This is a genomic window from Micromonospora sp. NPDC047762 (assembly GCF_043204655.1).
Classification (GTDB): Bacteria; Actinomycetota; Actinomycetes; order Mycobacteriales; family Micromonosporaceae; genus Micromonospora.
The window spans coordinates 554,309-580,074 of the sequence record NZ_JBIDCQ010000002.1; the positions used below are offsets into that span (position 1 = coordinate 554,309).

23 protein-coding genes are annotated in these 25,766 nt (G+C 72.6%); 13 read left to right on the forward strand and 10 right to left on the reverse strand.

Features of this window, described 5'->3' with window-relative positions:
* The first annotated feature begins 106 nt into the window (after positions 1-106).
* The 4 genes from ACGF3C_RS08165 to ACGF3C_RS08180 all read left to right on the forward strand — a co-directional run bounded on the left by ACGF3C_RS08165 (position 107) and on the right by ACGF3C_RS08180 (position 4,716).
* Entirely contained in the window at positions 107-3,253 is a 3,147-nt protein-coding gene (locus ACGF3C_RS08165; RefSeq protein ID WP_393219932.1) for a nitrate- and nitrite sensing domain-containing protein, read from the forward strand.
* On the forward strand, positions 3,250-3,657 hold the full coding sequence (locus ACGF3C_RS08170; protein ID WP_007465177.1) for a roadblock/LC7 domain-containing protein: 408 nt from the start codon (positions 3,250-3,252) through the stop codon (positions 3,655-3,657). The genes ACGF3C_RS08165 and ACGF3C_RS08170 overlap by 4 nt, the downstream gene beginning before the upstream one ends.
* A gap of 89 nt (positions 3,658-3,746) precedes the next feature.
* Positions 3,747-4,112: a DUF742 domain-containing protein gene (locus ACGF3C_RS08175; RefSeq protein ID WP_007465174.1), complete on the forward strand. Its 366-nt coding sequence runs from the start codon at positions 3,747-3,749 to the stop codon at positions 4,110-4,112.
* The gene (locus tag ACGF3C_RS08180; protein WP_030329978.1) at positions 4,093-4,716 is read left to right on the forward strand and encodes an ATP/GTP-binding protein; all 624 of its coding nucleotides are present in this window, start codon (positions 4,093-4,095) and stop codon (positions 4,714-4,716) included. Before ACGF3C_RS08175 ends, ACGF3C_RS08180 begins: the two co-directional genes overlap by 20 nt.
* Positions 4,717-4,808: 92 nt before the next feature.
* Here ACGF3C_RS08180 and ACGF3C_RS08185 read toward each other — a convergent pair whose 3' ends face one another.
* The 6 genes from ACGF3C_RS08185 to ACGF3C_RS08210 all read right to left on the reverse strand — a co-directional run bounded on the left by ACGF3C_RS08185 (position 4,809) and on the right by ACGF3C_RS08210 (position 12,883).
* Positions 4,809-5,897: a uroporphyrinogen-III synthase gene (locus ACGF3C_RS08185; protein WP_393219935.1), complete on the reverse strand. Its 1,089-nt coding sequence runs from the start codon at positions 5,895-5,897 to the stop codon at positions 4,809-4,811.
* Positions 5,897-6,244 carry a nitrite reductase small subunit NirD gene (gene nirD, locus ACGF3C_RS08190; RefSeq protein ID WP_357227454.1) on the reverse strand — a complete coding sequence of 116 codons (348 nt, stop codon included), beginning with the start codon at positions 6,242-6,244 and terminating at the stop codon, positions 5,897-5,899. The genes ACGF3C_RS08185 and nirD overlap by 1 nt, the downstream gene beginning before the upstream one ends.
* Positions 6,241-8,778: a nitrite reductase large subunit NirB gene (gene nirB / locus ACGF3C_RS08195; protein ID WP_393219938.1), complete on the reverse strand. Its 2,538-nt coding sequence runs from the start codon at positions 8,776-8,778 to the stop codon at positions 6,241-6,243. The genes nirD and nirB overlap by 4 nt, the downstream gene beginning before the upstream one ends.
* Positions 8,775-10,214, reverse strand: a complete 1,440-nt coding sequence (locus ACGF3C_RS08200; RefSeq protein ID WP_393219941.1) for an FAD-dependent oxidoreductase — start codon at positions 10,212-10,214, stop codon at positions 8,775-8,777. The genes nirB and ACGF3C_RS08200 overlap by 4 nt, the downstream gene beginning before the upstream one ends.
* Positions 10,211-12,430 (reverse strand): molybdopterin oxidoreductase family protein, encoded by a 2,220-nt coding sequence (locus tag ACGF3C_RS08205; RefSeq protein ID WP_393219944.1) that lies wholly within the window; start codon positions 12,428-12,430, stop codon positions 10,211-10,213. The genes ACGF3C_RS08200 and ACGF3C_RS08205 overlap by 4 nt, the downstream gene beginning before the upstream one ends.
* Before the next feature lie 207 nt (positions 12,431-12,637).
* On the reverse strand, positions 12,638-12,883 hold the full coding sequence (locus ACGF3C_RS08210; RefSeq protein WP_393219947.1) for a hypothetical protein: 246 nt from the start codon (positions 12,881-12,883) through the stop codon (positions 12,638-12,640).
* Positions 12,884-13,251: 368 nt separating this feature from the next.
* On the opposite strand from ACGF3C_RS08210, the gene ACGF3C_RS08215 reads away from it, so the two are divergent.
* From ACGF3C_RS08215 to glmM, 7 genes are all read left to right on the forward strand, one after another.
* On the forward strand, positions 13,252-13,947 hold the full coding sequence (locus tag ACGF3C_RS08215) for a methyltransferase domain-containing protein (RefSeq protein ID WP_357199084.1): 696 nt from the start codon (positions 13,252-13,254) through the stop codon (positions 13,945-13,947).
* An 89-nt stretch (positions 13,948-14,036) separates the two neighbouring features.
* Positions 14,037-14,294, forward strand: a complete 258-nt coding sequence (locus ACGF3C_RS08220) for a DUF6364 family protein (protein WP_091403518.1) — start codon at positions 14,037-14,039, stop codon at positions 14,292-14,294.
* A complete protein-coding gene (locus tag ACGF3C_RS08225; RefSeq protein ID WP_112676883.1) occupies positions 14,284-14,577 on the forward strand; it encodes a hypothetical protein in 294 nt (97 codons plus the stop codon). Before ACGF3C_RS08220 ends, ACGF3C_RS08225 begins: the two co-directional genes overlap by 11 nt.
* A 161-nt stretch (positions 14,578-14,738) precedes the next feature.
* Positions 14,739-16,121 (forward strand): nitrate/nitrite transporter, encoded by a 1,383-nt coding sequence (locus ACGF3C_RS08230; protein WP_357199086.1) that lies wholly within the window; start codon positions 14,739-14,741, stop codon positions 16,119-16,121.
* Positions 16,122-16,330: 209 nt separating this feature from the next.
* Positions 16,331-16,774, forward strand: coding sequence for a 50S ribosomal protein L13 (gene rplM, locus ACGF3C_RS08235; protein ID WP_053653864.1), 444 nt, complete (start codon positions 16,331-16,333; stop codon positions 16,772-16,774).
* A 20-nt stretch (positions 16,775-16,794) separates the two neighbouring features.
* On the forward strand, positions 16,795-17,268 hold the full coding sequence (gene rpsI / locus ACGF3C_RS08240; RefSeq protein ID WP_112626216.1) for a 30S ribosomal protein S9: 474 nt from the start codon (positions 16,795-16,797) through the stop codon (positions 17,266-17,268).
* Positions 17,269-17,388: 120 nt separating this feature from the next.
* Positions 17,389-18,744 carry a phosphoglucosamine mutase gene (gene glmM / locus ACGF3C_RS08245; RefSeq protein WP_091402319.1) on the forward strand — a complete coding sequence of 452 codons (1,356 nt, stop codon included), beginning with the start codon at positions 17,389-17,391 and terminating at the stop codon, positions 18,742-18,744.
* 72 nt (positions 18,745-18,816) lie between these two features.
* Here glmM and ACGF3C_RS08250 read toward each other — a convergent pair whose 3' ends face one another.
* Together ACGF3C_RS08250 and ACGF3C_RS08255 are read right to left on the reverse strand one after the other, a co-directional pair.
* Positions 18,817-20,013: a pyridoxal phosphate-dependent aminotransferase gene (locus ACGF3C_RS08250; RefSeq protein WP_393219955.1), complete on the reverse strand. Its 1,197-nt coding sequence runs from the start codon at positions 20,011-20,013 to the stop codon at positions 18,817-18,819.
* 40 nt (positions 20,014-20,053) lie between these two features.
* Positions 20,054-20,755, reverse strand: a complete 702-nt coding sequence (locus ACGF3C_RS08255) for an MmpS family transport accessory protein (RefSeq protein ID WP_393219958.1) — start codon at positions 20,753-20,755, stop codon at positions 20,054-20,056.
* Between the two features lie 561 nt (positions 20,756-21,316).
* On the opposite strand from ACGF3C_RS08255, the gene glmS reads away from it, so the two are divergent.
* Complete coding sequence (gene glmS / locus ACGF3C_RS08260; protein WP_357228873.1) at positions 21,317-23,230, forward strand: glutamine--fructose-6-phosphate transaminase (isomerizing); 1,914 nt, start codon at positions 21,317-21,319, stop codon at positions 23,228-23,230.
* Between the two features lie 58 nt (positions 23,231-23,288).
* Here the strand turns inward: glmS and ACGF3C_RS08265 are convergent, their stop codons facing one another.
* Positions 23,289-24,881, reverse strand: a complete 1,593-nt coding sequence (locus ACGF3C_RS08265; protein ID WP_393219962.1) for an alpha/beta hydrolase — start codon at positions 24,879-24,881, stop codon at positions 23,289-23,291.
* Positions 24,878-25,213 (reverse strand): hypothetical protein, encoded by a 336-nt coding sequence (locus ACGF3C_RS08270; RefSeq protein ID WP_393219965.1) that lies wholly within the window; start codon positions 25,211-25,213, stop codon positions 24,878-24,880. Before ACGF3C_RS08270 ends, ACGF3C_RS08265 begins: the two co-directional genes overlap by 4 nt.
* A 135-nt stretch (positions 25,214-25,348) precedes the next feature.
* On the opposite strand from ACGF3C_RS08270, the gene ACGF3C_RS08275 reads away from it, so the two are divergent.
* Positions 25,349-25,717: a holo-ACP synthase gene (locus tag ACGF3C_RS08275; protein ID WP_355009651.1), complete on the forward strand. Its 369-nt coding sequence runs from the start codon at positions 25,349-25,351 to the stop codon at positions 25,715-25,717.
* Positions 25,718-25,766 lie beyond the last annotated feature (49 nt).

Sequence of the window (25,766 nt, forward strand, 5' to 3'; positions counted from 1 at the left end):
AAACACGATCATCTCTGATGAAATCGCGGCCGTGCCGCGCGTGGTCCCCTCCGCTTACGGCATGGCTCGGCGGCTCAGGCGGGGAAGAAACGACGGAGGCGATGTCGTGAGCACCGGACCGACGACCCTGCCCGCACTCGGCGATAGTGGTCGGCCTTCGCGCCGACGGATGCCGAGACTGCGTGACGCCCGGATCCGGTCCAAGTTGGCGTTGATTCTGGTCGTCCCGGTGGCGGCGGTGATCGCGCTGGCCACGGTCCGCCTGATCTCCGTCGGCGAGGGCGCGTTCGACGCCACCCAGGCCCGGTCACTGACGGCCCTCTCCGTCGACGTCAGCGCCCTCACCCAGGACCTCCAGTCCGAACGGATGGCGGCGGCCGCCTACCTCGCCGCTCCGCAGCAGCCGGCCGACGCGTACAACCTGCGGGTCCGCCAGACGCAGCAGCGGGTGGACGAGTACCGCGCCGAGCGGGGCCGGATCGGCGACGTGCCGGCCGCCCTGCGGGACCGGCTGGCCGCCATCGACGACCACCTGGCCACCCTGGACGGCACCCGTCAGGAGGTGTTGGACCGCCGGCAGATGGCGGTCGCCGAGGCGACGCTCCGCTACGGAGTCATCCTCACCGACCTGGTCTCGTACGGTGACGGTCTGGCCCAGCTGCCCGGCTCGGAGAGCCTGGCGGACAGCCGCCGCGCGGTCGCCGCCTTCGCCCGCGCCAAGGCTTCCGTCGCCGAGGAAGAGGCCGTCGCCTTCACCGCGCTGACGGCCGGCCAGCTCGACTCGGAGCAGTTCTCCTCCTTCGTGGCAACGTTGACCGGTCAGCAGGAGGCCCTGGTCGCCTTCTCGCTGGCCGCCGACCCGGTGCAGCGCGCCCTGGTCGACAGCACCGTCTCCGGCGACGCCGTCGGCCTGGCCGACCGGGTGGCCACCGACATCACCCGCTCGGTCGGGCAGCGCCCACTGGTCACCGCGCAGGACGCCACCGCGGCGATCGGCGCCGTGAACGACCTGATGCGCTGGGCCGAGATCCAACTGCAGGACCGACTGCTCCAGCAGGCCGACCAGGCCCGCTCGGACGTCATCCGGCAGGCAGTGGTCGAGTCGATCCTGGTGCTGTTGACCCTGATCATCGCCGTGTCGTTGGCCGTGGTGCTGGCCCGCTCGCTCAACCACTCGCTGCGCCGACTGCGCGAGGGCGCGCTGTCCGTGGCCAACCACGACCTGCCCGACGCCGTGCAGCGGTTGCAGAACATGGGCAGCGTGGGTGACGGCGGGGTGGACGAGATCGTCCGCCAGGTCCGGGACCCGATCCAGTTGAACAGCCGCGACGAGGTCGGTCAGGTGGCGCTGGCCTTCAACGTCGTACACCGGGAGGCGGTGCGGGTCGCCGCCGAGCAGGCGGCACTGCGTACCAGCGTCTCGGCGATGTTCCTCAACCTGGCCCGCCGCAGTCAGACCCTGGTCGACCGCATGATCGGCGAGCTGGACGCGATCGAGCGCGGCGAGGAGGACCCGAAGCGGCTCGCGCAGCTCTTCGAACTGGACCACCTGGCCACTCGAATGCGCCGCAACGACGAGAACCTGCTCGTCCTGGCCGGCGCCGACTCCGCCGCACCGCGTCACGACGACGCGCTGGTGGTGGACGTGCTGCGCGCCGCCCAGTCCGAGGTCGAGCTCTACAACCGCATCGAGTTCGGCACCGTGGACACCGACATCTCGGTGGCCGCGCACGCGGTGAACGACGTGGTACGCCTCGTCGCCGAGCTGCTCGACAACGCCACCCGGTTCTCACCGCCGAACACCACAGTGGTCGCCGACGGTCGCCGGATCCGTGACTACGTGCTGATCCAGATCGAGGACCGCGGGCTCGGCCTCACCGACGACCAGCTCGACTCGCTCAACCGGCGGCTCGCCGCCCCGCCGAGCGTGGACGTCGCCGCGTTCCGACTGATGGGTCTGGCCGTGGTGAGTCGGCTCGCCTCCCGCTACGGCATCCGGGTGGAGTTGCGCCGCAACGTCGAGGGCGGCACCGTCGCCCAGGTGACGCTGCCCGCCGCCACCGTGGTGCTGCCCAGCAACCGGGGCCGCGAGCAGGTGCTCACCCGGCCGCGTCAGCCGATGGCAGTGGAGCAGACGCCGCTCTCCTCGGCCGGCCACGCCGAGCAGTTCGCCGGTGCTGCCACGACGGCGGCGACGCTGCCCGACCAGTGGCGGACCAGCTCGCCGGCGCCGGCCCAGTGGCAGTCGCCGCTGGATTCGCGGGACACCACCCCGGCCGTGCAGGCCGGTGGCTACACCGGTCCGCGCTCGCCGATGCCGCCGGCACCCGCCGCCCCGGCACCCGCCGCCCCGGCACCCGCCGCCCCGGCGCCCGCCGCACCGCTGCCGCCGGCCCGGCCGGCCTACAGCAGCGGTGCGGGCGCCTCGCTGGGCAGCCCGACTGTGGCGTACCCGACGGTCGACCCACTGCCTCGGCGTGGCTCCACCTCGGACACCGCGGATGGGCGTGGCGCCCAGGGCCTCCCGGTCGGGCCGGTCGCCGGGCCGGGCGCGGTGGCACCGCCAGCCGTTCCGTCGGTGCCCGCCGCGCCGGTCAGCACCCGGCCGGACTTCCCGGCCGAGGCTCCGATCTTCCGGGAGATGGAGGCGGTCTGGTTCCGGTCGCACGGCGACGACGCCACCGCGATCTTCACCCGGCCCAACTTCGACGAGCCGCCCGCGCCAGCCACCACCGCAATGGCCGACACCGGCCTGCGCACCGGCAACGGCGGCCAGCCGAGCGCCGGGACGGTGCCGGCCGCCTCGCCGGCCCGACCGAAACTGCCGACCCGTACCCCGGGCGGCACCGACGGCACAGCCACCCTGGGCGACGGCCCCGGCGCCACAATGGACGGCTTCGGGGCGCGTACGTCGGCGCCGCCGACGTACGCCTCGCCCCCGGCCGCCCCGACGGCTCCGCCCGCGCCCGCCCCCGACCCGGCAGCATGGCGTACGGCGGCCGACGAGGGCTGGTCCCGGGCCAGCCGGGCTGCCGAGCCGGCTCCCGCCGGCACCACCCGCTCCGGCTTGCCCAAGCGGGTGCCGCAGCAACAGCTCGTGCCGGGTGGCATCGAACCGAAGAGCGGCCGGGACCGCAGCCGGCGGACCCCGGACGAAGTACGTGGCCTGCTGTCGGCCTACCACCGCGGTGTGCAGCGCGGTCGGACGGCCGGAACGGACCTGAACAGCACCTCGACCAAGGAGAGCCGATGAACAGGCCAGCTGCCATGCAGGACATGGGTTGGCTGCTCACCAACTTCGCCGACAGCGTGGCGGGCATCGCCCACGTGGTGGCGGTGTCCGCAGACGGGCTGTTGCTCGCGTCCTCCCGGGATCTGCCGGGGGACCGGGCCGACCAGCTCGCCGCGATCACCTCCGGGGTGGTGAGCCTGACCGAGGGCGCGGCCCGGATGTTCAGCGCGGGCGGGGTGTTGCAGACAGTCATCGAGATGGACAGCGGGTATCTCTTCCTGATGTCGATCAGCGACGGCTCCTCGATGGCCGTGCTGGCCGCGCGCAGCTGCGACGTGGGCCAGGTGGGCTACGAGATGGCGCTGCTGGTCGAGCGGGTGGGTGCCGCGCTGGTGCCGCTGCCGCGCGACGCGGTGCGCTCTTAGCACCGGAAGCCGGCGCTCGTTCCGAGCGCCGGACCAGGGACGAGAGACGGCACAGTCCGGCTCAGCAGGTGACGAGGAGGTGATCGGGAATGGACCAACGACGCGCTGACCCGCGTGGCGCGCTGGTGCGTCCTTACGCGGTCACCCGTGGTCGTACCGAGCCCCGGCAGGACATCGCCCTCGAGGCCGTCCTGACCGCCTCTCCGACCCAGGTCGCCGAGTCCCGCTTCGCCGGGCACGACAAGCACCGCATCGCCACGGTCTGTGAGGGCCGAGCACAGTCGCTGGCGGAGATCGCCGCGTATACCCGGATGCCGCTGGGCGTCGCCCGGGTGTTGGTCGCCGACATGGTGGCCGAGAGCCTGCTGACGTTACACACTGCTGCTCCCGCCGAGGGGTTCGAGGAGCGGATGGAACTGCTTGGAAGGGTGCTAAGTGGACTTCGCAGGCTATGACCCCGCAGGGGGGCGGCCGGGCCGGGGAATCGTCTCCGCGAAGATCGTCGTCGCGGGCGGATTCGGCGTCGGTAAGACGACACTGGTCGGGGCGATCTCCGAGATCACACCGCTGACCACCGAGGCGTTGATGACCGCGGCGGGTGTCGGCATCGACGACCCGTCCAAGGTGCCGGGCAAGGAGACCACAACGGTCGCCATGGACTTCGGCCGGATCACAATGGCCCAGGACCTGATCCTGTACCTCTTCGGTACACCGGGTCAGACTCGGTTCTGGTTCATGTGGGACGAGATCATCCGGGGGGCGGTGGGTGCCGCCGTGCTGGTGGACACCCGCCGGATCACCGACGCCTTCGCCCCGCTGGACTACTTCGAGAACCGCAACCTGCCGTACGTGGTGGCGCTGAACAAGTTCGACGGCGCACCGCAGTACGAGGCCGAGGAGGTCCGCGAAGCGCTGGCCATCTCGCCGCAGGTGCCGCTGGTGATGACCGACGCCCGGCAGCGGGACTCGGTCAAGCAGGTGCTGGTGACGGTGGTCGAGCACGCCATGCTCCGGCTCCAGTCCGAGCACGGGCGGGGCTTCCCGACGCCGGTCGGCTGAAACGTCGCGTCACGGCCGGCAGGCTACGGCCGGCCGTGACGAGTTTAGGGCGTGTGGCAGTGCCCTCGGCCCGACCGGGGACTCCGCACGCCCTAGTCGACCCGCAGCCGGTAGCCGCGCTTCACCACGGTCTGCACCACGCGGGGCGCGCGCAGCCCGGCCCGGAGCCGGGCGACGGCCATCTCGACGGCGTGCTCGTCCGCGCCCCGGGGCAGGGTCCTCAGCAACGCCGTGCGGGACAACACCCGACCCGGGGTCTGGGCCAGCGCCCGCAGCACCGCCATCGGCGCGGGCGCGAGCGGCCGCAGCTCGCCGTCGATCACCGCGGCGTGCCCGCGCAACGTGAGCAGGTGCCCGCCGGCCTTGAACGTCACGGTCCGGCGGGGCAGCTCGTCGACGATGGTCCGCACCAGTGCGCCCAACCGGGCCCGGCCGGGCGCGCTCACCGGCACCCCGTGCCGCAGCAGCGGCTCGGCGGTCACCGCCCCGACGCAGCTGGCCAGCACGTCGGTGCGCAACGCCGACAGCACCGCGTCGGTACGGTCGCCGGCGGCCCGCAGCAACGCCTCGGCCGCCGGTGCCGAGGTGAACGTCACCGCGTCCACCAGCCGACCGGCGATCAGGTCGATCAGCCGGTGCAGCGGCGCCGGATCGGTCGGCGGCGCCCAGCGGTAGACCGGCACCTCGATGACAGTGGCGCCCGCCGCCTCCAACGCGAGCGTGCACTCGGGTTGCCGCTCGCCGTGCAGCTGCATGGCGATGACCTGCCCGGCGACGCCACGCCGGCGCAGGTGCTCGACCACCTCGTCGCAGCTCTCCGAGGCGGGTGACCACTGGTCGTGCAGCCCGGCCGCCCGGATCGCACCGCGTGCCTTCGGGCCGCGCGCCACCACGTACGAGCTGGCCAGCACGGAGCGCAGTGGCTCGGCCAGCCCCCAGCCCTCGGCCGCCTCCAACCAGCCGCGCATGCCGATGCCGGTGTTGGCCATCAGGATGTCCGGTGGTTGGTCGAGGCAGGCGCGGGTCGCCTCGCGCAGCTCGGTGTCGTCGGACAGCGGCACGATCCGCAGCGCCGGGGCGAGCACCACCCGGGCGCCCCGTCGTTCGAGCAGCGCGGCCAACTCGTCGCGCCGCCGGTCGGCGGTCACCCCGATGGTGAAGCCCGCCAGTTCTTCGCGCATCAACCCTCCTGTCGCAGCCGCACCTCGACCAGCCCGTCGCGGCACCGTGCGTCGTGCCGAGCCACCGCCACCCCGGGCAGGTCGAGGCAGTGCCCGCTGCGCAGGTCGTACACCTGCTTGTGCAGCGGTGACGCGACGGTCGGCACGCCGCCGCGGCTGCCGACGATGCCCCGGGACAGCACGTACGCCCCGGAGACCGGATCGCGGTTGTCGATCGCGAACAGCTCGTCGGCGGTCCGGAAGAGAGCGATCTGCACCCCGTCGACCAGTGCGGCGACGCCCCGGTCCGGTTCCAACCGGTCGAGCGGGCAGACGGTGGTCCAGGTCAGCGTGAGGGTCTGGGTCATCGCCGTACCTCCGGTAGGCCGAGGGTGACCGGTTGCCGACGGTGACCGTTGGTCGCCTCGGATCCGGTCGGGGACTGGTCGCGTACGGGAACCGGCTGGCCGCGTTCCCGGATGAAGGTGATCGACGGGTCGGGTACGTCGGGGGCGTTGACGAAGGAGGTGTAGCGGCGCAGCCGATCCGGGTCGTCCAGGACGTCGCGCCACTCGTCGGAGTACGACGAGACGTGTCGGGCCATCGCCGCGTCAAGGTCCTCGCAGAGCCCGAGCGAGTCGTCCACGATCACCGAGCGCAGGTGGTCCAGGCCACTGTCCATCGCCTCGATCCAGCCGGCGGTGCGTTGCAGCCGGTCGGCGGTGCGGATGTAGTAGATGAGGAACCTGTCGATCAGCCTGATCAGGGCGTCAGTGGTCAGGTCGGTGGCGAACAGGTCGGCGTGCCGGGGTCGGAAACCGCCGTTGCCGCCGACGTAGAGATTCCAGCCGGTCTCGGTGGCGATGATGCCGAAGTCCTTGCTGCGTGCCTCCGCGCACTCCCGGGCGCAACCGGAGACCGCCGACTTCAGCTTGTGTGGAGCACGCAGTCCGCGATAGCGCAGCTCCAGCGCGACGGCCAGGCCCACCGAGTCCTGCACCCCGTACCGGCACCAGGTCTCGCCCACGCACGACTTCACAGTGCGCAGCGCCTTGCCGTACGCGTGCCCGGACTCGAAGCCGGCGTCGACCAGCCGCCGCCAGATCTGCGGCAGCTGCTCGACCCGCGCCCCGAACAGGTCGATCCGCTGCCCGCCGGTGATCTTCGTGTAGAGCTGAAAGTCCCGGGCGACCTCGCCGATCACGATCAGCTTCTCCGGGGTGATCTCGCCGCCCGGGATCCGGGGCACCACCGAGTAGCTGCCGTCGCGTTGCAGGTTGGCCAGGAAGTGGTCGTTGGTGTCCTGCAACGACGCCTGTTCGCCGTCGAGCACGTGCCCGCTGCCCAGCGAGGCGAGGATGGACGCCACCACCGGTTTGCAGATGTCGCAGCCGCGGCCCCGACCGTGCTCGGCGACCAGCCGGGAGAAGGTGCGGATGCCGCGGACGCGGACGATCTCGAACAGCTCCCGCCGGCTGACGTCGAAGTGCTCGCAGAGCGCGCTGGACTGCGCCACCCCGGCCGCGTCCAGGAGCTGCTTCAGCATCGGCACGCAGGAGCCGCAGCTGGTGCCGGCCCGGGTGCACGCCTTCAACGCCGGCACGTCCGCGCAACCGTCGGCGATGGCGGCGTCCACATCGCCCCGGGTCACCGCGTTGCAGGAGCAGACCTGCGCGGCGGCGGGCAGCGCCCCGGCGTCCGCGCCGCCGCCGTCCGGAGCGAGCAGCGCCAACGGCGCGGCCGGCAGCGGGCCGCCCACGCTGGCCCGCAGCGTCGGGTACGCGCTGGCGTCACCCACCAGCACCCCGCCGAGCAGTGTGTGCGCGTCGTCGGAGAGGACCAGCTTCGCGTAGACCCGGGTGGCCGGGTCGGTGAACGTGACGTCCAGGCAGCCCTCGGTCGTGCCGTGGGCGTCGCCGAACGAGGCCACGTCGACCCCGAGCAGCTTGAGTTTGGTGGCGGTGTCCGCGCCGGGGAAGGTCGCCGCGCCACCGACCAGCCGATCGGCCACCACCTCGGCCGTCGCATACCCCGGCGCGACCAGACCGTGGCAGGTGCCGTCGACCGCCGCGCACTCTCCGACGGCCCAGATCCGCTCGTCGGCGGTACGACAGGTCTCGTCGACCAGCACCCCGCCGCGCGGGCCCAGCGGCAGACCGGCGTCCCGGGCCAACTGGTCCCGGGGCCGGATGCCGGCGGCCACCACCACCAGCTCGGCGTCGAGGGCGGTGCCGTCGGACAGTTCCAGGGCCGCGACGCCGCCGTCCGGGCCGGGCCGGATCGCTGTGGTCGCCACCCCGAGATGGGTCCGTACGCCCAGTTCGTCGACGTAGCGGCGGAGCATCGCGCCGCCGGCCTGGTCCACCTGCACCGGCATCAGCCGGGGCGCGAACTCGACCACGTCGGTGCTGAGGCCGAGCAGTCGCAGGGCATTGGCGGCCTCCAGGCCGAGCAGCCCACCACCGATCACCGCGCCGACCCGTCGGCCCCGCGCGTACGCCCGGATCGCCGCCAGGTCGTCCAGGGTCCGGTAGACGAAGACCCCGGGCAGCTCCGTGCCGGCCACCGGCGGCACGAACGCGTACGACCCGGTGGCGAGCACCAGCGCGTCGTAGCGGTATTCGCCGACGGCGGTGGTCACCACCTGGCGGTCCCGGTCGACGGCGGTGGCCGGCTCGCCGAGGCGCACCCGCACCCCGTCGTGTGGGGTGTGCAGGTTGAGTTCGCTCTCACTGACCCCGTCGAAGTACGCCGAGAGTCGCACCCGGTCGTACGCCGGGCGCCCCTCCTCGGCCAGCACCGTCACCCGCCAGTCGCCCTGTGGGTCACGGGCGCGCAGCGCGTCCACGAAACGCTGCCCGACCATGCCGTTGCCGATGACGATCAGTTCGCCGCCGCTCATCGCGTCACCTCCACCGATTCCGCCTGGCTCAGCCAGTCGACGATGCCGCTCACCGCGTCCCGGCATCCGCCGCATCCGGTGCCGGCCCGGGTCGCGGCCACCACCGCATCGACGGTCCGGGCGCCGGAGCGCCAGCTTCTGACCAGTGCGCCCTTGCTCACCGTGTTGCACTGACAGACCGTGGCCGCGTCCGGCATCAGCGCCGGTGAGGCGGCCGGCGTCGCGCCGACCGTGCCGAGCGCCCGGCCGAGCAGCAGCGCCCGGCGGTCACTCGGCACCGGCTGGGCACGGTCGAAGAGTTGGATCACCGTGCCGACCGCCGGGTTGTCGCCGAGCAGGATCGCGCCGATCAGCCGCTCGTCCCGGATCCGCAACCGGGCGTAGGTGCCCCGGGTCGGGTCGGCGAACGTCAACTCCTCGCCCGGTCCGCCACCGGCCGGGTCACCCATCGAGGCCAGGTCGATCCCGGCGGCCTTCAGCCGGGTCACCACCGGCCGGGGCCGGTACCGGGCCAGTGGGTCCGTGCCGCTCAGCACGTCCGCGAGCACCTGGGCCTGGGCCCAGGCGGGCGCGACCAGCCCGGTGAGCAGGCCGTCGTGCTCGGCGCAGTCGCCGATCGCCGAGATGGACCGGTCGCTGGTGCGCAGCCGGTCGTCCACCACCACGCCGCGCCGCACGATCAGGCCGGCGGCCTGCGCGAGTGTGGTGTCCGGGCGTACGCCACAGGAGAGCACCAGCAGGTCGGCGCGGAGCGTCCGGCCGTCGGCGAGGTCGAGGCGGACGCCGCTGGCGTCCGCGACCACGCCGGTCGCCGAAACCCCCAGTTGGACGGTGACGCCGAAACCGGCGAGCGTGCCCGCGAGCACCGCGCCGGCGGTCGGGTCCAGTTGCCGTTCCATCAGGTGTTCTCGCGGGTGCACGACAGTGGTGGCCAGCCCTCGGGTGGCCAGCCCTCGGGCGGCTTCCAGGCCGAGCAACCCGCCGCCGAGCACCAGTGCGCTGCGAGCGCCGTCCGCCGCGGCGAGGATCCGCCGGCAGTCGTCCAGGGTCCGAAAGGGCACCACCCGCTCCGGCAGGTTCGCCGGGTCGAGGCCGGGCAGTGGCGGCACCACCGCACGGGCGCCGGTGGCGAGCACCAGGTGGTCGTATCCGATTCGTTCGCCGTCGTCGGTGCGGACCTCCCGGGCGGACCTGTCGACGGCGGTCACCGGTACGCCGCTGCGCAGGTCGACGCCGTGCCCGGCGGCTTCGGTCAGCTCCACGTCCGGCTCGTCGATCCGGCCGGCCAGCAGTGTGGAGAGCAGGATCCGGTTGTACGCGCGGTGCGGCTCGGCCCCGAGGACTGTGACCTTCCGGTCTCCCTCCCGGGCGTGCAGCTCACCGGCGAGGCGCGCGCCCGCCATCCCGTTGCCGACGATGACCACCCGGGCGGTCATGCCTTCTCCACCCGGACCGCGCAGATCTTGAACTCGGGCATCCCGGAGATCGGGTCCACCGCGTCGTTCGTCACCGAGTTGGCGCGTCCCGCCCCCGCGTAGTGGAACGGGGCGAACACGGTGTCGGGTCGGATCCCGGCGCTGAGCCGGGCCGGCGCGCGGAACTCCCCTCGGCGCGAGGTGACCCGCACCGGGTCGCCGTCGTCGATGCCCAGCCGGGTGGCCAGGTCGGGGTGCAGTTCGACGAACGCCTCCGGGGCGGCACGGCGGAGCGCCGCAACCCGTCGGGTCTGGGTGCCCGACTGGTACTGCGCCAGCACCCGACCGGTGGTGAAGTGCAGCGGGTACGTGGCGCAGACCTCCTCGGCGGCCGGCCGATGGTCGACGGGGTGGAAGCGGGCCCGGCCGTCCGGGGTGGCGAACCTCGTGGCGAAGAGTCGGGGCGTGTCCGGCCCGTCCTCGGTCGCACACGGCCAGTAGACCCCGTCGTCGGCGTCGATCCGGTCCCAGCTGATGCCGGCGTAGTCGGCGGCCCCGCCAGCGGAGGCGCGGCGCAGCTCGGCGAAGACGACAGCCGGGTCGGCCGGGAACCGAGCCGCCGCCACGGCTTCCGGTCGCGTGTCGGCCAACGCCACGCCGGCCGGTCCGGGGCTCGCTGGTGCGGCGTCTGCCGGTCGCGTGTCGGCCGGTTGGGCGGTGGGCGCCTCGGCGGCTGCCAGCCGCACCGCCAGGTCGGAGATGATGGCGAGGTCGGTGCGGACGCCCGGCGGGGGAGGCCGTAGCGCGCGCCGACGCAGCACCCGACCTTCCAGGTTGGTCATGGTGCCGTCCTCCTCGGCCCACTGCGCGGTGGGCAGCACCACGTCCGCCAGCGCGGCCGTCTCGGAGAGCAGGAGGTCCGCGACGACAAGCAGGTCGAGGTCGCGCAGCCGGCCCTCGATGCGGGCCGCCCGGGGTGCCGAGACCACCGGGTTCGACCCGAACACCAGCAACGCGCGCGGGCCACCAGGGGCGCCGAGCGAGTCGAGCAGTTTGTAGGCGGGCACTCCCGGGCCGGGCAGTTCGTCGGCCGGCACGCCCCAGACCCCGGCCACGTGCTCGCGGGCCGCCGGGTCGTCGATCCGCCGGTAGCCGGGGAGCTGGTCGGCCTTCTGCCCGTGCTCCCGCCCGCCCTGGCCGTTGCCCTGGCCGGTGAGGCAGCCGTACCCCGAACCGTCGCGGCCGGGCAGACCGAGGGCGAGAGCGAGATTGACGTACGCGGTGACGGTGTCCACCCCCTTGGCGTGCTGCTCGGCGCCGCGCGCAGTCAGGATGATCACGCGACCGCCGGTGCCCAGCGCTCGGGCGGTCGCCTCCAGGTCGGCCACCGGCACCCCGGAGAGCTGTTCCGCGCGGGCCGGCCACCAGGCGGCGACGCCTCGGCGGACCGCGTCGAATCCGGTGGTGCGGTCGGCCACGTAGGCCCGGTCGACCCAACCTTCGGTGAGAGCGATGTGCAGCAGCGCGTTGGCCACCGCGAGGTCGGTGCCGGGCAGCGGTTGCAGGTGCAGGTCTGCCTGGCGGGCGGTGGCGGTGACCCGGGGGTCGACGACGATCAGTTTCCCGCCGTTGCGGCGCTGCTCGGTGAGCCAGCGCACCAGCGGCGGCATGGTCTCCGCCGGGTTCGCTCCGACCAGCAGCAGCGTGTCGGCCCGTCCCAGGTCGGCGAGGGGGAACGGCAGCCCGCGGTCGATGCCGAAGGCCCGCATCCCGGCGGCCGCCGCCGAGGACATGCAGAACCGTCCGTTGTAGTCGATGTGCCTGGTGCGCAGCCCGATCCGGGCGAACTTCCCCAACGCGTACGCCTTCTCGTTGGTCAGGCCACCACCGCCGAAGACGGCGACCGCGTCCCGGCCGGCGTCGTCCTGAACGGCGCGGATGCCGGCGACCACCCGGTCGAGTGCGGTGTCCCAGCTCGCCGGGTGCAGTTCGCCGGTGGCCGCGTCGCGCACCAGCGGAGTGGTCAGCCGATCCGGGTGGTCGAGTAGTTCGGCGGCGGTCCACCCCTTCTGGCAGAGCCCGCCCCGGTTGGTGGGGAACTGGCGCGGGTGGACCGTCACACCGGTGTCGTCAGCGCGCAGTGTCATCCCGCACTGCAGTGCGCAGTACGGGCAGTGCGTCGCCACTTCCCGGGGCGTCAGCCCCGGTGGAGTCGCCGACCGTGCACCGTCTGTCATGTCGGGAAAGCGTGCCGCCGGGCGGTTTCCGGTCCGGGTCCCTTCTGTTTCGGTCCTGTCAAGTGGGGCTCACACCGCACAGGGGCAGCGAGCGCGTTGGAGGGTGCGGGTCGGATCCTGTGGAGCTGAATCGCCGACGACATCGGTGGTCGATTCGTTCGCGACATCAGCTCTGAAGCGACAACACACCTCACCTCGTGGGTGCCGTCAGGGCAGGTCGGCGCGGTGTGGGCGCCGGGTCACTGGCAGCCAGCCCAGAAACCGGGCGTGAAGTGCTCGCAGGTCGGGGCGAACCCCCAGGGAGTACAGGTCGTCGAACGCGTCCTGCATGTTCGCTGCCAGGTAGAACGCCAGGGCGATCGAGTGGCCGTAGAACTCGGTCGTGAGGTGAAGCTGAGCCGGCGAACACGGCCAGGCAGCGGCGCAGTTACGGCAGAGCCACGACGGTCGCATCGGATGGTGCGGACGAGGGCGGCGGGTCATCCGACCGTCACCGGGACCGCACCTGATGGGCGTGCGGGTGGTCGGGCGACGGGCCGGCGGGGCGGCGGGGCGGGCGGGCCCGGCCAGATCAGGCCCGCGGACATCACGAACAGCGACCGGCGCGACCGCGTCACCGTTCGCGGCCAGCTCGTAACCGTCGATCCACAGCCACCCGTCGTAGGTCGGCCAGTCGAGAACGAATCACGCGGACGAAGATCGGACGCAGGAACTGCGCACTCGCGGCGCGGGTCCGGTGCAGGACCTCACCCGCCAGCCGCGCCGTCGCCGCCGCAGTGCTTATAATGTGGGAAAATCGTCTCACTTCTTGGGAGACCACGATGAGCGTGACGGACGTCTTCGACGCCGTGGCCGGCACGTACGACGAGGCGCGCAGGCGGCTGGTGCCGTGCTTCGACAGCTTCTACGGCACCGCCGTCCAGGTGGCCGCGCCGCCGTTGCGGGCCGCGCTCGCCGCCGGGCGTACCCCGCAGGTTCTGGACCTGGGCGCGGGCACCGGCCTGCTCTCGTTGCTGCTCGCCGCGGCGGTGCCCGGAGTCCGGCTGACCCTGGTGGACGGAGCGCCGGCGATGCTCGCCCGCGCCACCGACCAGCTGGACGCGCGGTCCGTGCCACACCGAACGGTCCACGCCGACCTGGCCGACGAACTGCCGCCGGGCCGGTACGACGCGGTGGTCAGCGCGCTGGCGATCCACCACCTGGACGACGCCGGCAAGCGCGTGCTCTACCGGCGCGCCGCCGCCGCGTTGGCACCGGGTGGGGTGTTCGTCAACGCCGAGCAGGTGGCCGGCCCGACGCCGGAACTGGACCGGCGCTACGACGAGGTGTGGATGCAACGGATCACCGAGCTGGGTGCGTCCCCCGACGAGATCGCTGCTTCCCGGGAGCGGATGCGCCACGACCGCCCGGCGACAGTGGCCGACCAGTGTCGGTGGCTCGCCGAGGCGGGCCTGGTCGACGTCGACTGCTACTTCAAGGAGTGGCGCTTCGCGGTGTTCGGCGGCCGGGCCGGGTGAGCCCGACGGAATGTGCGTTTCACCGCCCGGGGGCGAGCCGGTGAGCGCAGGGATGACTGTCGGTCATACCTCTGGGTAATCTGCTCGGCATGACTGCCAAGGTGACTCTCTCGTTCACGGACGAGACCATCGAGGAGGCGCGGCGGTTCGCCAAGCGCGAAGGGCTGTCGCTCTCCGCATGGATGGACCAGGCCGCCCGGGAGAAGGCGCTGCGCGAGGTCTTCACCGCGCACGCCGCCGCCGTGGGCCGCGCCAGCCTGGATCTGGAGTCTGCCGCGCTCGCCGACGCCCGCGAGGTGGGCATGGTCAACGACCTGTTCTCCGGCGGACGGCCGCGTGCTGCGTAGGGGTGAGATCTGGCGCATCGAAGGCGCCCGGGAACGCCTCGGCCTCGTGATTAGCTCGGACGTCTACAACTCCACCGACGTGCCCATCGTGATCGTGGTCGAGGTGGTCGAGGAATCGCTCCTGCGGGACTCGCCGCTCGCCGTGTCGATGGGCCGGTACGTGGTGATGCCCGACCGGATCTCCTCGCCCATGAAGAAGTGGTTCACCGCGTGCGTGGACGTCGCCGACACCGAGACCATGCTCCGGGTCGGTCGGGCGCTGCGCATCCTCCAGCAGCTCTGACCGGAAGGGCAGCCCTGCGCACGCCGCCCCCGGTGGCGTGCTCACCATCGCCGCCGGCCCGTGGTGCGATCCCCGTTTCCGGCCCGACCCGCGACGGGCACTGCCAGGTAACCGGCCGTTCCTAGCGTTTCTGCTCGTCACATCGACGAGGAGGAGCCGCCGTGAGCACGCTCACCAGCACCGTAGTCACCGCCGAGCCGCCCGCCGTCACCGGTCGTCGGCAGCCGCTGCACGACTGGCGCCCCGAGGACCCGGACTTCTGGCAGGCCACCGGCGCGCCGATCGCCCGGCGCAACCTCTGGGTCTCCATCTTCGCGGAGCACGTCGGCTTCTCGGTGTGGAGTCTCTGGTCGGTCACAGTGCTCTTCCTCGGCCCCGCGTACGGCATCGATCCGGCCGGGAAATTCCTGCTCACCGCCGTGCCGGCCGCCCTGGGCGCGGTGCTGCGACTGCCGTACACGCTGGCGGTGGCCCGCTTCGGCGGACGACGCTGGACGATCATCAGCGCACTGCTGTTGCTGGTGCCCGCGGTCCCGATGACGGTGCTGCTGGAACCCGGCGTGTCCTACACCACCCTGATGGTGCTCGCCTGCCTCACCGGGGTCGGCGGTGGCAACTTCGCCTCCTCGATGGCGAACATCAACCTGTTCTACCCACAGCGGCTCAAGGGGCGGGCGCTCGGGCTCAACGCCGGTGGCGGCAACCTGGGCGTACCCGCTGTGCAGTTGGTCGGCCTGGCCGTCCTTGCCACCGCTGGTGCCGCGTACCCCCGGTTGGTGCCGGCGGTCTACCTGCCGCTGATCGTGCTGGCCGCGCTGGCGGCGGCCCGCTGGTTGGACACCGTGCCCGGGGCGCGCAACGAGCCGGGCGCGTTGCGGGAGGCGGCCCGCGACCCGCACACGTGGGTGATGTCGCTGCTCTACATCGGCACCTTCGGCTCGTTCATCGGCTTCGGTTTCGCCTTCGGGCAGGTGCTCCAGCTCCAGTTCGCCGAGCGGTTCCCGACCCCGGTCGACGCCGCCTGGCTGACGTTTCTGGGCCCGCTGGTCGGCTCGCTGATCCGGCCGCTGGGTGGTCATCTCGCCGACCGCTTGGGCGGGGCACGGGTGACCTTCTGGAACTTCGTGGCGATGGCGGCCGGCGCGAGCACAGTGCTGTACGCGGCCCGGGAGCGTTCGTTCGGGCTCTACCTCGCGGGGTTCCTCGCCCTCTTCGTCTTCTCCGGCGTCGGCAACGGCTCCACGTACAAGATGATTCCGGCGATCTTCCGGGCCCGGTCGGCGGACGCGGTGGCCACGGGTCAGCGTGATCCGGAGGCCGCCGCGCGGTGGGCGCGGCGGATGACCGGCGCGTTGATCGGCATCGCGGGTGCGATCGGCGCCTTCGGCGGGGTGCTGGTCAACATCGCGTTCCGCCAGTCGTTCCTCAGCTCGGGCAACGCCGACGCCGCCTACCTGGCCTTCATCGGCTGGTACGCGTTGTGCTTCGCGGTCACCTGGGTGGTCTACCGCCGTCCGAGGGCCGGTCGACTCACCAACGTGTGAGCTGAGACACCCTCGGCGCGTCGCCGCGCGGGACCGCACCCCCGTTTTGACCTGCGGACCGGGCGCCGGGTATCGTTGCCTGCTGTTGTACGACATCCAGAGGCGTGCCCCTTCAGGTACGCTTGGTCGTTCGTGCGCGCTGGTCCGGCCTGCTAGATCTGGTCACCTCGGCGCGCGACCCCAGACCGACGACGAGACAAGGTAGACCTGTGCGTACGTACAGCCCGAAGCCGGGTGAGATCGAGCGTCAGTGGCACGTCATCGACGCCTCTGATGTCGTGCTGGGCCGCCTGGCCACCCACGCCGCCACGTTGCTGCGTGGTAAGCACAAGCCGACTTTCGCGCCGCACGTCGACACGGGCGACTTTGTCGTCATCGTGAACGCGGGCAAGGTTGCGTTGACCGGCAACAAGCGCCAGACCAAGGTCGCTTACCGCCACTCCGGTTACCCGGGTGGTCTGAAGCAGATCGGCTACGACGAGCTGCTGACCAAGCGTCCCGAGCGGGCCATCGAGCTGGCTGTGAAGGGGATGCTCCCGCACAACAAGCTCGGCCGTCAGCTGATCAAGAAGCTGAAGGTCTACGCCGGTGCCGAGCACCCGCACCTCGCGCAGCAGCCGGTGCCGTTCGAGATCAAGCAGATCGCGCAGTGAGCGCGGGCGAAGGAAGCAGCATGACCGACATCATCGAGACCGAGGTCGCCCCGGAAGCCCCCGAGGCCACCGAGGCGCCGGCGCCCGTTGCCCGCGCGCCTCGTGGTGACCGGCCGATCCAGACCGTGGGCCGCCGCAAGGAGGCCATCGTCCGGGTCCGCATCGTCCCGGGCACCGGCAAGATCACCTGTAACGGCCAGGACCTTGAGGCCTACTTCCCGAGCAAGGTGCACCAGCAGCTCATCAAGGACCCGCTGGTCACCGCTGAGAAGCTCGAGCAGTTCGACGTGATCGCCAACCTGCGTGGCGGCGGCACCACCGGCCAGGCCGGTGCGCTTCGGCTGGGCATCGCCCGCGCGTTGATCATCAACGAGCCGGACGACCGCCCCGCCCTCAAGAAGGCCGGCTTCCTCACCCGTGACGCCCGGGTCAAGGAGAGCAAGAAGTACGGCCTCAAGAAGGCCCGTAAGGCTCCCCAGTACTCGAAGCGCTGATCTTTCCCAGCGCGTTGTACTTCTGACGGACGGCCGGTCCGCCTCCCCCTCGTCGGGGGGAGGTGGGTCGGCCGTTCCGCTTTCTCCTCACTGGCAGTGCACTTTCGGAGGTTGGCGGGTATGGGTCGGTTGTTCGGCACGGACGGCGTACGCGGGCGGGCGAACGCGGATCTCACCCCGGAATTGGCGCTGGCGCTCGCGGTGGCCGCCGCGCACACACTCGCCGAGACGGACCGCAGTCATCCGCCGCTCGCCGTCGTCGGTCGCGACACCCGCGCCAGCGGCGAGATGCTGGAGGCCGCCGTGGTCGCCGGGCTGACCAGCGCCGGTGCCAACGTGGTGCGGGTCGGTGTGCTGCCCACCCCGGCGGTGGCGTTCCTCACCGCCGAGGCCAAGGCCGACCTGGGTGTGATGCTCTCCGCGTCGCACAACCCGATGCCGGACAACGGCATCAAGCTCTTCGCCGCCGGCGGGCACAAGTTGCCCGACGAGATCGAGATGCAGATCGAGGCGGCCGTCGAGACGAACGCCACCACCGCCTGGGACCGGCCGATCGGTGCCGGCGTCGGCCGTGTGCACGACCTGCTCGACGGTGCCGACCACTACGTCCAGCACCTGGTGGGCACCGTTCCGCACCGGCTCGACGGGATCAAGGTCGTGGTCGACTGCGCCAACGGCGCAGCCGCCGAGGTCGCCCCCGTCGCCTACCGGGAGGCCGGCGCCGAGGTCATCGCCATCCACGCGGAGCCCGACGGGCTGAACATCAACGACGACTGTGGCTCCAACCACATCGAGGCGCTGCGCGCCGCCGTGGTCGAGCACGGCGCTCACCTGGGCATCGCCCACGACGGCGACGCCGACCGCTGCCTGGCGGTCACCGCCGACGGCGACGAGGTGGACGGCGACCAGGTCATGGCGATCCTCGCGCTGGCCATGCGGGACGCCGGCACGCTCACCCAGGACACCCTGGTGGCCACCGTGATGAGCAACCTCGGGCTGCGGCTCGCGATGTCCGCGCAGGGCATCCGCCTGATCGAGACCAAGGTCGGTGACCGCTACGTGCTGGAGGAGCTGCGCGCCTCCGGGCTGGCGCTCGGCGGTGAGCAGAGCGGCCACATCGTGATGCCCGCGCACGCCACCACCGGCGACGGGGTGCTGACCGGTCTGCACCTGATGGCTCGGATGGCGGCCACCGGCCAGTCCCTCGCCGAGTTGGCCTCGGTGGTCACCAAGCTGCCCCAGGTGCTGATCAACGTGCCGGTCGGCGACCGGACCGTCGGCGCCGCCGCACCCGCGGTACGCGCCGAGGTCGAGCGGGCCGAGGCGGAGCTGGGGGAGACCGGCCGGGTGCTGCTGCGCCCGTCGGGCACCGAGCCGCTGGTCCGGGTGATGGTCGAAGCGGCCACCGAGGCGACAGCCCGTGAGGTCGCCGAGCGGATCGCCGAGCTGGTCCGCACCGCGAGCCCGGTCGCCTAGCTCTGTTGGACGCTGTGGAGCTGAACCGTTTACGGCATCAGCTCCACAGCCGCCGGGCGTGCCGGATCGACGTCAGCGGCTCGGGCCCAGAGCGTGCAGCCGGCTGACCGCCTCGGTCAGCACCTCCGGGCGCTTGCAGAAGGCGAACCTGACCAGCCGCCGGCCCGCGTCGACGTCGTCGTAGAAGACCTGGGTGGGCACCGCCACCACGCCGCAGCGCTCCGGCAACGAGCGGCAGAACTCCACCCCGTCCCGGCCGCCGAGGGCGGTGATGTCGGCGGTGACGAAGTACGTCCCCTCCGAGTCGAGCACCTCGAAACCGGCGTCGGTCAGACCACCGACGAGCTGGTCCCGCCGCTGCTGGAGACCGTCCCGGAAGCCGGTGTAGTAGGCGTCCGGCAGGGCCAGCGCCACGGCCACCGCCGGTTGCAGCGGCGCGGCGTTGACATAGGTGAGGAACTGCTTCACCCGGAGCAGCGCCGAGACCAGCGCCGCCGGGCCGCTCGCCCAGCCGACCTTCCACCCCGTGCAGGAGAACGTCTTGCCGGCCGACGAGATGCGCAGCGTCCGCTCCCGCATCCCGGGCAGGCTGGCCAGCGGCACGTGCGGGCTCGACGCGTCGGTGAAGACCAGGTGCTCGTACACCTCGTCGGTGACCGCGTACGCGCCGAACTCCTGACACAACTCGGCGACCTGCGCCAACTCGGCCGGGGTGAAGACCTTGCCGGTCGGATTGTGCGGCGAGTTCAGCAGCACCAGCCGGGTGCGCGGGCCGAACGCCGCACGCAGCGCCGCCGGGTCGAAGGCGTACCGGCCGTCGGCCGAGGGGCGCAACGTCACCGGCCGGCGGACCGCGCCGGCCAACGCGATCGAGGCGGCGTACGAGTCGTAGTACGGCTCGAAGCACACCACCTCGTCGCCCGGTTCGCAGAGCGCGAGGATGCTCGCCGCGACCGCCTCGGTCGCGCCCGCCGTGATCACGATCTCGCTGTCCGGGTCGTAAGCCAGGTCGAAGAACCGCCGCTGATGCGCCGCGACGGCCGCGCGCAGGGCGGGGATCCCCGGGCCGGGCGGGTACTGGTTCTGCCCGTTGCGCAGCGCCTCGGCGGCGGCGGCCAGCATCTCCGGCGGGCCGTCGGTGTCGGGAAACCCCTGGCCGAGGTTGACCGCGCCGGTGCGTACGGCGAGGGCGGACATCTCGGCGAAGATCGTCGTTCCGAACGGCCGCATCCGGGCCACCAACGGGTCGACATCGGTGCTCGTCGTCACCTGCGCCAGCCTACGGCCATACCCGGCTCGGACCCCAGCCTCAGTCGCGCCCGCAACTGGTCGACCAGTACCCCCGGGTCTTGTCGACGACCGGCTTGCCGGCACCGGTGACAGTGACCGTGCAGTCGAGTGGTCTCTCACCCTCATCGTCGGCCCATCTGGCCTCCACCATGACCCGGCTCTTGCCGTTGGTCCGGATGGTGGTCCGCCAGGGCAGCTTCTGGCCGTCGACGTGGATGAGGTCGCTTTCGGCGTCGAAGTACGCGAGGTCGACGACACCCGACCCGCTGAGCTGGTAGACCACCGTCACGGGTGCCGGTCCTGACGTCGGCCGGGTGACCGGCTTCTTGCTGGGGGTGGGGGACGTGGTGGGAAGCTGCGGGGCGGTGGGTCGCTCCGGGATGATCGGCCCGGTGGTGGGCGCCGTCCAGCCGTCGTCGTCGGGGACGACCCACGGCTCCTCGGCGACCGGGTCCGGGTCTGTCTGATCGAGCCACAGGCCGGCCACGCAGAGGCAACCACACACCAGTAGGACGAGTGCCACGACGGCCGCGACGACGATCCCGACGATCCGCCCGCTGCTCGTGGTCGTCTTGCCGGGGGCCTGCGGATACCCGGGGTAGGCGTGGGGCGGCGGATAACCGGGCGGCGGCCAGCCGGTGCCGGGGGACGGATAGCCGGGCGGCGGATAGCCGGTGCCGGCTGGCGGCCAGCCAGCGGTCTGCGGCTGCCCGCCGGGCATGGGCCACCCCGTCGGCGGTGGCGATCCGGCCGATGGCGGGCCTGAGGAGTCGGGCGACCACGGGGGTGTCTGCGGGTCGGGCGACCACGGCGTCGCGGACGGTTGTGGCGTCCACTGGGTGGCGGGCGGCGACGGCGTCCACGGCGCGGCCGGCGGGGGTGGCTCCCAGGGTGCCTGCGGGGCCCACGGCTGGCCCGGCGCCAGCGGGTCGGGGGCTGGAGACGAAGCCGTGGACGGCGGCGCCGTCGGGTCCGGCGGAAGTGCGGGGGAAGCCGGGTCCGGAGCGGACGAGGGAATCGGGTCGGGCGGCGGCGCGTCGGACATGGCTGCTCCGGGCGGGAGTGGGTATGGGACGAACGGGCCGTGGACGGGAGCGCCAAACCCGCCGAGAGACTTCCGCACCCGAAGGCGTGTCGCAACCCCGCCCTGCGGCGCGGGGCGCGAGGGGCCTGTGACGCTCGTCCCGTTGCGGCCGCGTAGGCACTGATCGCTCAGATTCCGTGATTGATAACCCGACTTTCGAGCAACCAACGTGAGTGAAACTGGGTTAGGCTGCGGGCCATGTGTGGAATCGTGGGATACGCGGGCGCGCGCCCCGCACTCGGCATCGTCCTCGACGGGCTGCGGCGGCTGGAATACCGTGGCTACGACTCGGCAGGCGTCGCGATCGTCTGTGACGATCAGCTGCTGACCGAGAAGAAGGCCGGCAAGCTGGCCAACCTGGAGAAGGTGCTGTCCGAGCGGGCCGCCGACGACCCGACCTCCTGCGCGGCCAGCCCGATCGGCATCGGTGACGGCACCACCGGCATCGGCCACACCCGGTGGGCCACCCACGGCGGCCCGACCGACCGCAACGCCCACCCACACGTCGCCCCCGACGGGCGGGTCGCGGTGATCCACAACGGCATCATCGAGAACTTCGCCAAGCTCCGCGCCGAGCTGGAGGCCGACGGCGTCCAGTTCACCAGCGACACCGACACCGAGTGCGCCGCGCACCTGCTCGCCGCCGCGCTGGCCGACCTGCGCGCCGCCGGCCAGCCGGACAGCCCGCAACTGCTCGCCGCCGGCATGCGCGTGGTCTGCCAGCGCCTGGAGGGCGCGTTCACACTGCTCGCCGTGGACGCCGCCGTGCCCGGTGCGGTCGTCGGCGCCCGGCGCAACTCGCCGCTGGTGGTCGGCCGGGGCGACGGGGAAAACTACCTGGCCAGCGACGTGGCCGCGTTCATCGAGCACACCCGGGAAGCGGTCGAGCTGGGCCAGGACCAGATCGTGTTGATCACCGGTGACAGCATCGAGATCACCGACTTCGAGGGCCAGCCCGCCGCCGGCCAGGACTTCCACATCGACTGGGACTCCTCGGCCGCGGAGAAGGGCGGCTACGACTGGTTCATGCTCAAGGAGATCGAGGAACAGCCGCAGGCCATCGCCGACACGCTGCTGGGCCGGCTCACCGAGAGCGGTGAGATCGCCCTCGACGAGGTCCGCCTCAGCGACCAGGATCTGCGCGACGTCGACAAGATCTTCATCGTGGCCTGCGGCACCGCGTACCACGCTGGCATGGTCGCCAAGTACGCCATCGAGCACTGGACCCGGATCCCGTGCGAGGTGGAGCTGGCCAGCGAGTTCCGCTATCGCGACCCGGTGCTCGACCGGTCCACGCTGATCGTGGTCATCTCGCAGTCCGGCGAGACCATGGACACCCTGATGGCGCTGCGCCACGCCAAGGAGCAGAAGGCCCGGGTGCTGGCGATCTGCAACACCAACGGCTCGACCATCCCCCGCGAGTCCGACGCTGTGCTCTACACCCACGGTGGGCCGGAGATCGCCGTCGCCTCCACCAAGGCGTTCCTCACCCAGGTCGTCGCCTGCTATCTCATCGGCCTGCACCTGGCCCAGGTGCGCGGCATCAAGTTCGCCGACGAGGTGGGCGCGGTGGTCGCGCAGTTGCAGGAGATCCCCGGCAAGCTGCGTGAGCTGCTCGACCGGATCGAGCCCGTCCGCGAGCTGGCCCGGGAGCTGAAGTCCGAGCCGACGGTGCTGTTCATCGGCCGGCACGTCGGCTACCCGGTGGCCCTGGAAGGCGCGCTGAAGCTCAAGGAGTTGGCGTACATGCACGCCGAGGGCTTCGCCGCCGGTGAGCTGAAGCACGGCCCGATCGCCCTGATCGACAAGGGCACCCCGGTTATCTGCGTGGTGCCCTCGCCGGTGGGCCGGGGCATGCTGCACGACAAGGTCGTCTCCAACATCCAGGAGGTACGGGCGCGGGGCGCGCGGACCATCGTGATCGCGGAGGAGGGCGACGAGGCGGTCGTCCGGTACGCCGACCACCTGATCTACGTGCCGCGTACGCCCACCCTGCTGGCCCCACTCGTCACCACTGTCCCGTTGCAGGTGCTCGCCGCCGAGATCGCCGCCGCCCGGGGACACGACGTGGACCAGCCCCGCAACCTGGCCAAGTCGGTCACCGTCGAGTAGGCACCCCGCACGTCAGGAACCCCGGTCGCCGCGTCCCGCGGCGGCCGGGGTTCCGTCGTCACCGGCCCAGCACGACACGGGCCATCCCGTCCAGCGCCGGGTTTCCCGCCTCCCAGTAGCCGGTGTGCCCGCCACGGCCGCTGGGGAGCACCCGCCCGCCGAAGCCGGGATCGGCCGGGTCGTGACCGAACCACAGCTCGTGCCCCGTCCGGCCGGGCCAACCCAGCACGGCGGCGAGTGGTGCCGCTCCGAACAGGGCCCGCCGGCCCAGCTCATCCGGCGACCGGGCCGCCCGGATCACGTCGTCGGGGGCGCTGCTCGCCCAGACCTCCCCGGTCGGCACGCCCAGCTCGGTGGCGTGCGACGCGCCGACACCGGGGGAGCCGACGAGGACCAGCGCGTCGGCGGCCAGGCCGTGCTCCCGGGCGGCAACACCCACCACCAGCGACCCGTAGCTGTGCCCGAGCACCGTCTGCCGGGCCGGCGGCCCGTCGTGGCTGACGCGCAGCCCCTCCTGGAAGCGGTGCAACGCCGGGCCGGCGTCCCGGGCCTGACCCGCCGAGGCGGCCTCGGTCAGCAGATCCGGAGCGTCGTAGTCCAACCAGAGCACCGCCGCGCTGCGCTCATCCGGGGCGAGCGCGGCGCACCGCTCCAGCACCCGGGCCGCCCTGCCCAGCTCGCCGGAGGCGTCGTCCAGGCCGGCGGTCATCCCCGGCACGTAGGTCAGCACCCGGTCGGCGTGGTCCGGGTCGCCGAGCGCCACCACCGCCCGGCCCTCACCCGCCGGATCCAACCCGAGCAGGTACGCCCGCGGCGCCTCGCCGGCCGTCAGCCGGCCGACCAGCGCGTCCAGACCGGCCAGCCGCCCGGCCACCCCGCGCAACCGGATCAACGCGAGCGGCCCCGGCGGCACCTGGGACAGCAGCCGTCGCCGCTCGGCCAGCAACTCCGTACGCCAGGCGTCGAGCCGTAACCGGTTGGCCTGGTCCCGGGCAGCCACCGGCAGCCCGTCCAGCCGGCCCACCAGGGCCGGCTCGCGAACGGTCAGCCACCGTCGCTGCGCCGGCGTCAACCCGGACCACCAGGCGCTGACCAGCGCGGGCGCGGCACCGAGGGCCGGTCGGCCCGGCGGGGGCGGGGACGCCCAACCGGTGCCGGCGGCCCTGGCCAGCTCATCCAACCGGTCCGCGGCGACCCGGTCCGCAGCGGCTGCCCCGTCGAGCGCGGCCCGCAGGGCCGCGGCCACTCCAGCCGCGGCGACCCCGGCCCGCTCAGTAGGTCGATACCGGGCGGGATCGACCCGCACCGCACCCGAGCGGTCCACCAGCAGGCCGGCCGCATCGGCCTGGGCGACCGCCTGGGAGAGCCGCGCCTTCGCCACCGCCAGCCCACCGGACAACTCCGCCAGCACCTGGTCGACCTCGATCAGCGCTGGTGCGATCGAGGCCAGCTCGTCACGCAGGCCGTTGAGGCGGGTGTCCGCCGCCATGGCTGCCGTACCCGACCAACCGTCCCGCAACCGCCCGGTGGCCGCCCGCAGCTCGCCGAGGCGCCGATCGAGTGGCCTCGCCAACCCCGCCCACGCCACCCCGGCGGCCCGCCACGCACCAGGATCGACAGCCCACAGCTGTCGGTAACCGACGCTGCTCACCGAGGTAGGGAGGCGAACCGGCCGGCGGCCCGGTCGTCCACCGTCTCGTACGCGTCGGCCGCCGCCCGGACGCCGCCGGACGTCGCCGCGACCCGGTCACCCAGCCGGCATAACCAGGCGTGCACGGCCGCCTCCAACCCGGCCAGCGCCGCGCCGGCTCGCCATTCGGGCGCCGCCACCACCAGCCCGGGCAACCCCGGGAGGCCCAACGCCAACCGGTGCGCCTCGTCGTCGAGCAGGACGGCGACCGCCCGCAACTTCTCCGGCTGAACGGCGAACGGCTCGTCGGTCATGGCCACACCCCCGTGGACGATCGGCATCGACGCGCTCACGCTAGGCACCTGCCCGAGGCCGCGCGGTGCCCTGTGGACAGCCGACGTCGAGGCGTACCCCGGGGTGTCCACAGGCGTTGCCCAGCGCGAGCCCGACGGCTAATCTGCGGCCTCGACCGCCGGTAGGGTGGTGTGGTGATCGTCGCTGTCGGCATCGACGTGGTCCTGGTCGACCGGTTCGCCCGGGCCCTGGCACGGACGCCGCTGCTCGCCGACCGGCTCTTCACCGAGGCCGAGCGGCACACCCGCTCCGGCAGCCCGCGCTCGCCCGAGTCGCTCGCCGCCCGGTTCGCCGCCAAGGAGGCGGTGGCCAAGGCGCTCGGCGCCCCGGCCGGGCTCAACTGGCACGACTGCGAGATCGTGCCCGACCCGGCTGGCCGCCCCTGGCTGGCCGTCTCCGGCACTGTCGCGGCGGTGGCCGACGCGCGCGGGGTCAACCACTGGCATCTCTCGTTGTCGCACGACGGCGGGATCGCGTCGGCGATGGTGGTCGCGGAACGATGACGTCGGCCGGGAGGGCCGGTCAGGTCCGCCCGCTAACTGAATGGGACAC

Coding starts and splice junctions, on each gene's coding strand:
- ACGF3C_RS08210 (WP_393219947.1), bottom strand. CDS start 12,883: ATGCGACCGTCGTGGCTCTGCCGTAACTGCGCCGCTGCCTGGCCGTGT.
- rpsI (WP_112626216.1), top strand. CDS start 16,795: ATGACCGACATCATCGAGACCGAGGTCGCCCCGGAAGCCCCCGAGGCC.
- glmM (WP_091402319.1), top strand. CDS start 17,389: ATGGGTCGGTTGTTCGGCACGGACGGCGTACGCGGGCGGGCGAACGCG.
- ACGF3C_RS08185 (WP_393219935.1), bottom strand. CDS start 5,897: ATGCGCGAAGAACTGGCGGGCTTCACCATCGGGGTGACCGCCGACCGG.
- ACGF3C_RS08170 (WP_007465177.1), top strand. CDS start 3,250: ATGAACAGGCCAGCTGCCATGCAGGACATGGGTTGGCTGCTCACCAAC.
- ACGF3C_RS08200 (WP_393219941.1), bottom strand. CDS start 10,214: ATGACCGCCCGGGTGGTCATCGTCGGCAACGGGATGGCGGGCGCGCGC.
- ACGF3C_RS08215 (WP_357199084.1), top strand. CDS start 13,252: ATGAGCGTGACGGACGTCTTCGACGCCGTGGCCGGCACGTACGACGAG.
- ACGF3C_RS08220 (WP_091403518.1), top strand. CDS start 14,037: ATGACTGCCAAGGTGACTCTCTCGTTCACGGACGAGACCATCGAGGAG.
- nirB (WP_393219938.1), bottom strand. CDS start 8,778: ATGAGCGGCGGCGAACTGATCGTCATCGGCAACGGCATGGTCGGGCAG.
- nirD (WP_357227454.1), bottom strand. CDS start 6,244: ATGACCCAGACCCTCACGCTGACCTGGACCACCGTCTGCCCGCTCGAC.
- glmS (WP_357228873.1), top strand. CDS start 21,317: ATGTGTGGAATCGTGGGATACGCGGGCGCGCGCCCCGCACTCGGCATC.
- ACGF3C_RS08175 (WP_007465174.1), top strand. CDS start 3,747: ATGGACCAACGACGCGCTGACCCGCGTGGCGCGCTGGTGCGTCCTTAC.
- ACGF3C_RS08205 (WP_393219944.1), bottom strand. CDS start 12,430: ATGACAGACGGTGCACGGTCGGCGACTCCACCGGGGCTGACGCCCCGG.
- ACGF3C_RS08255 (WP_393219958.1), bottom strand. CDS start 20,755: ATGCCCGGCGGGCAGCCGCAGACCGCTGGCTGGCCGCCAGCCGGCACC.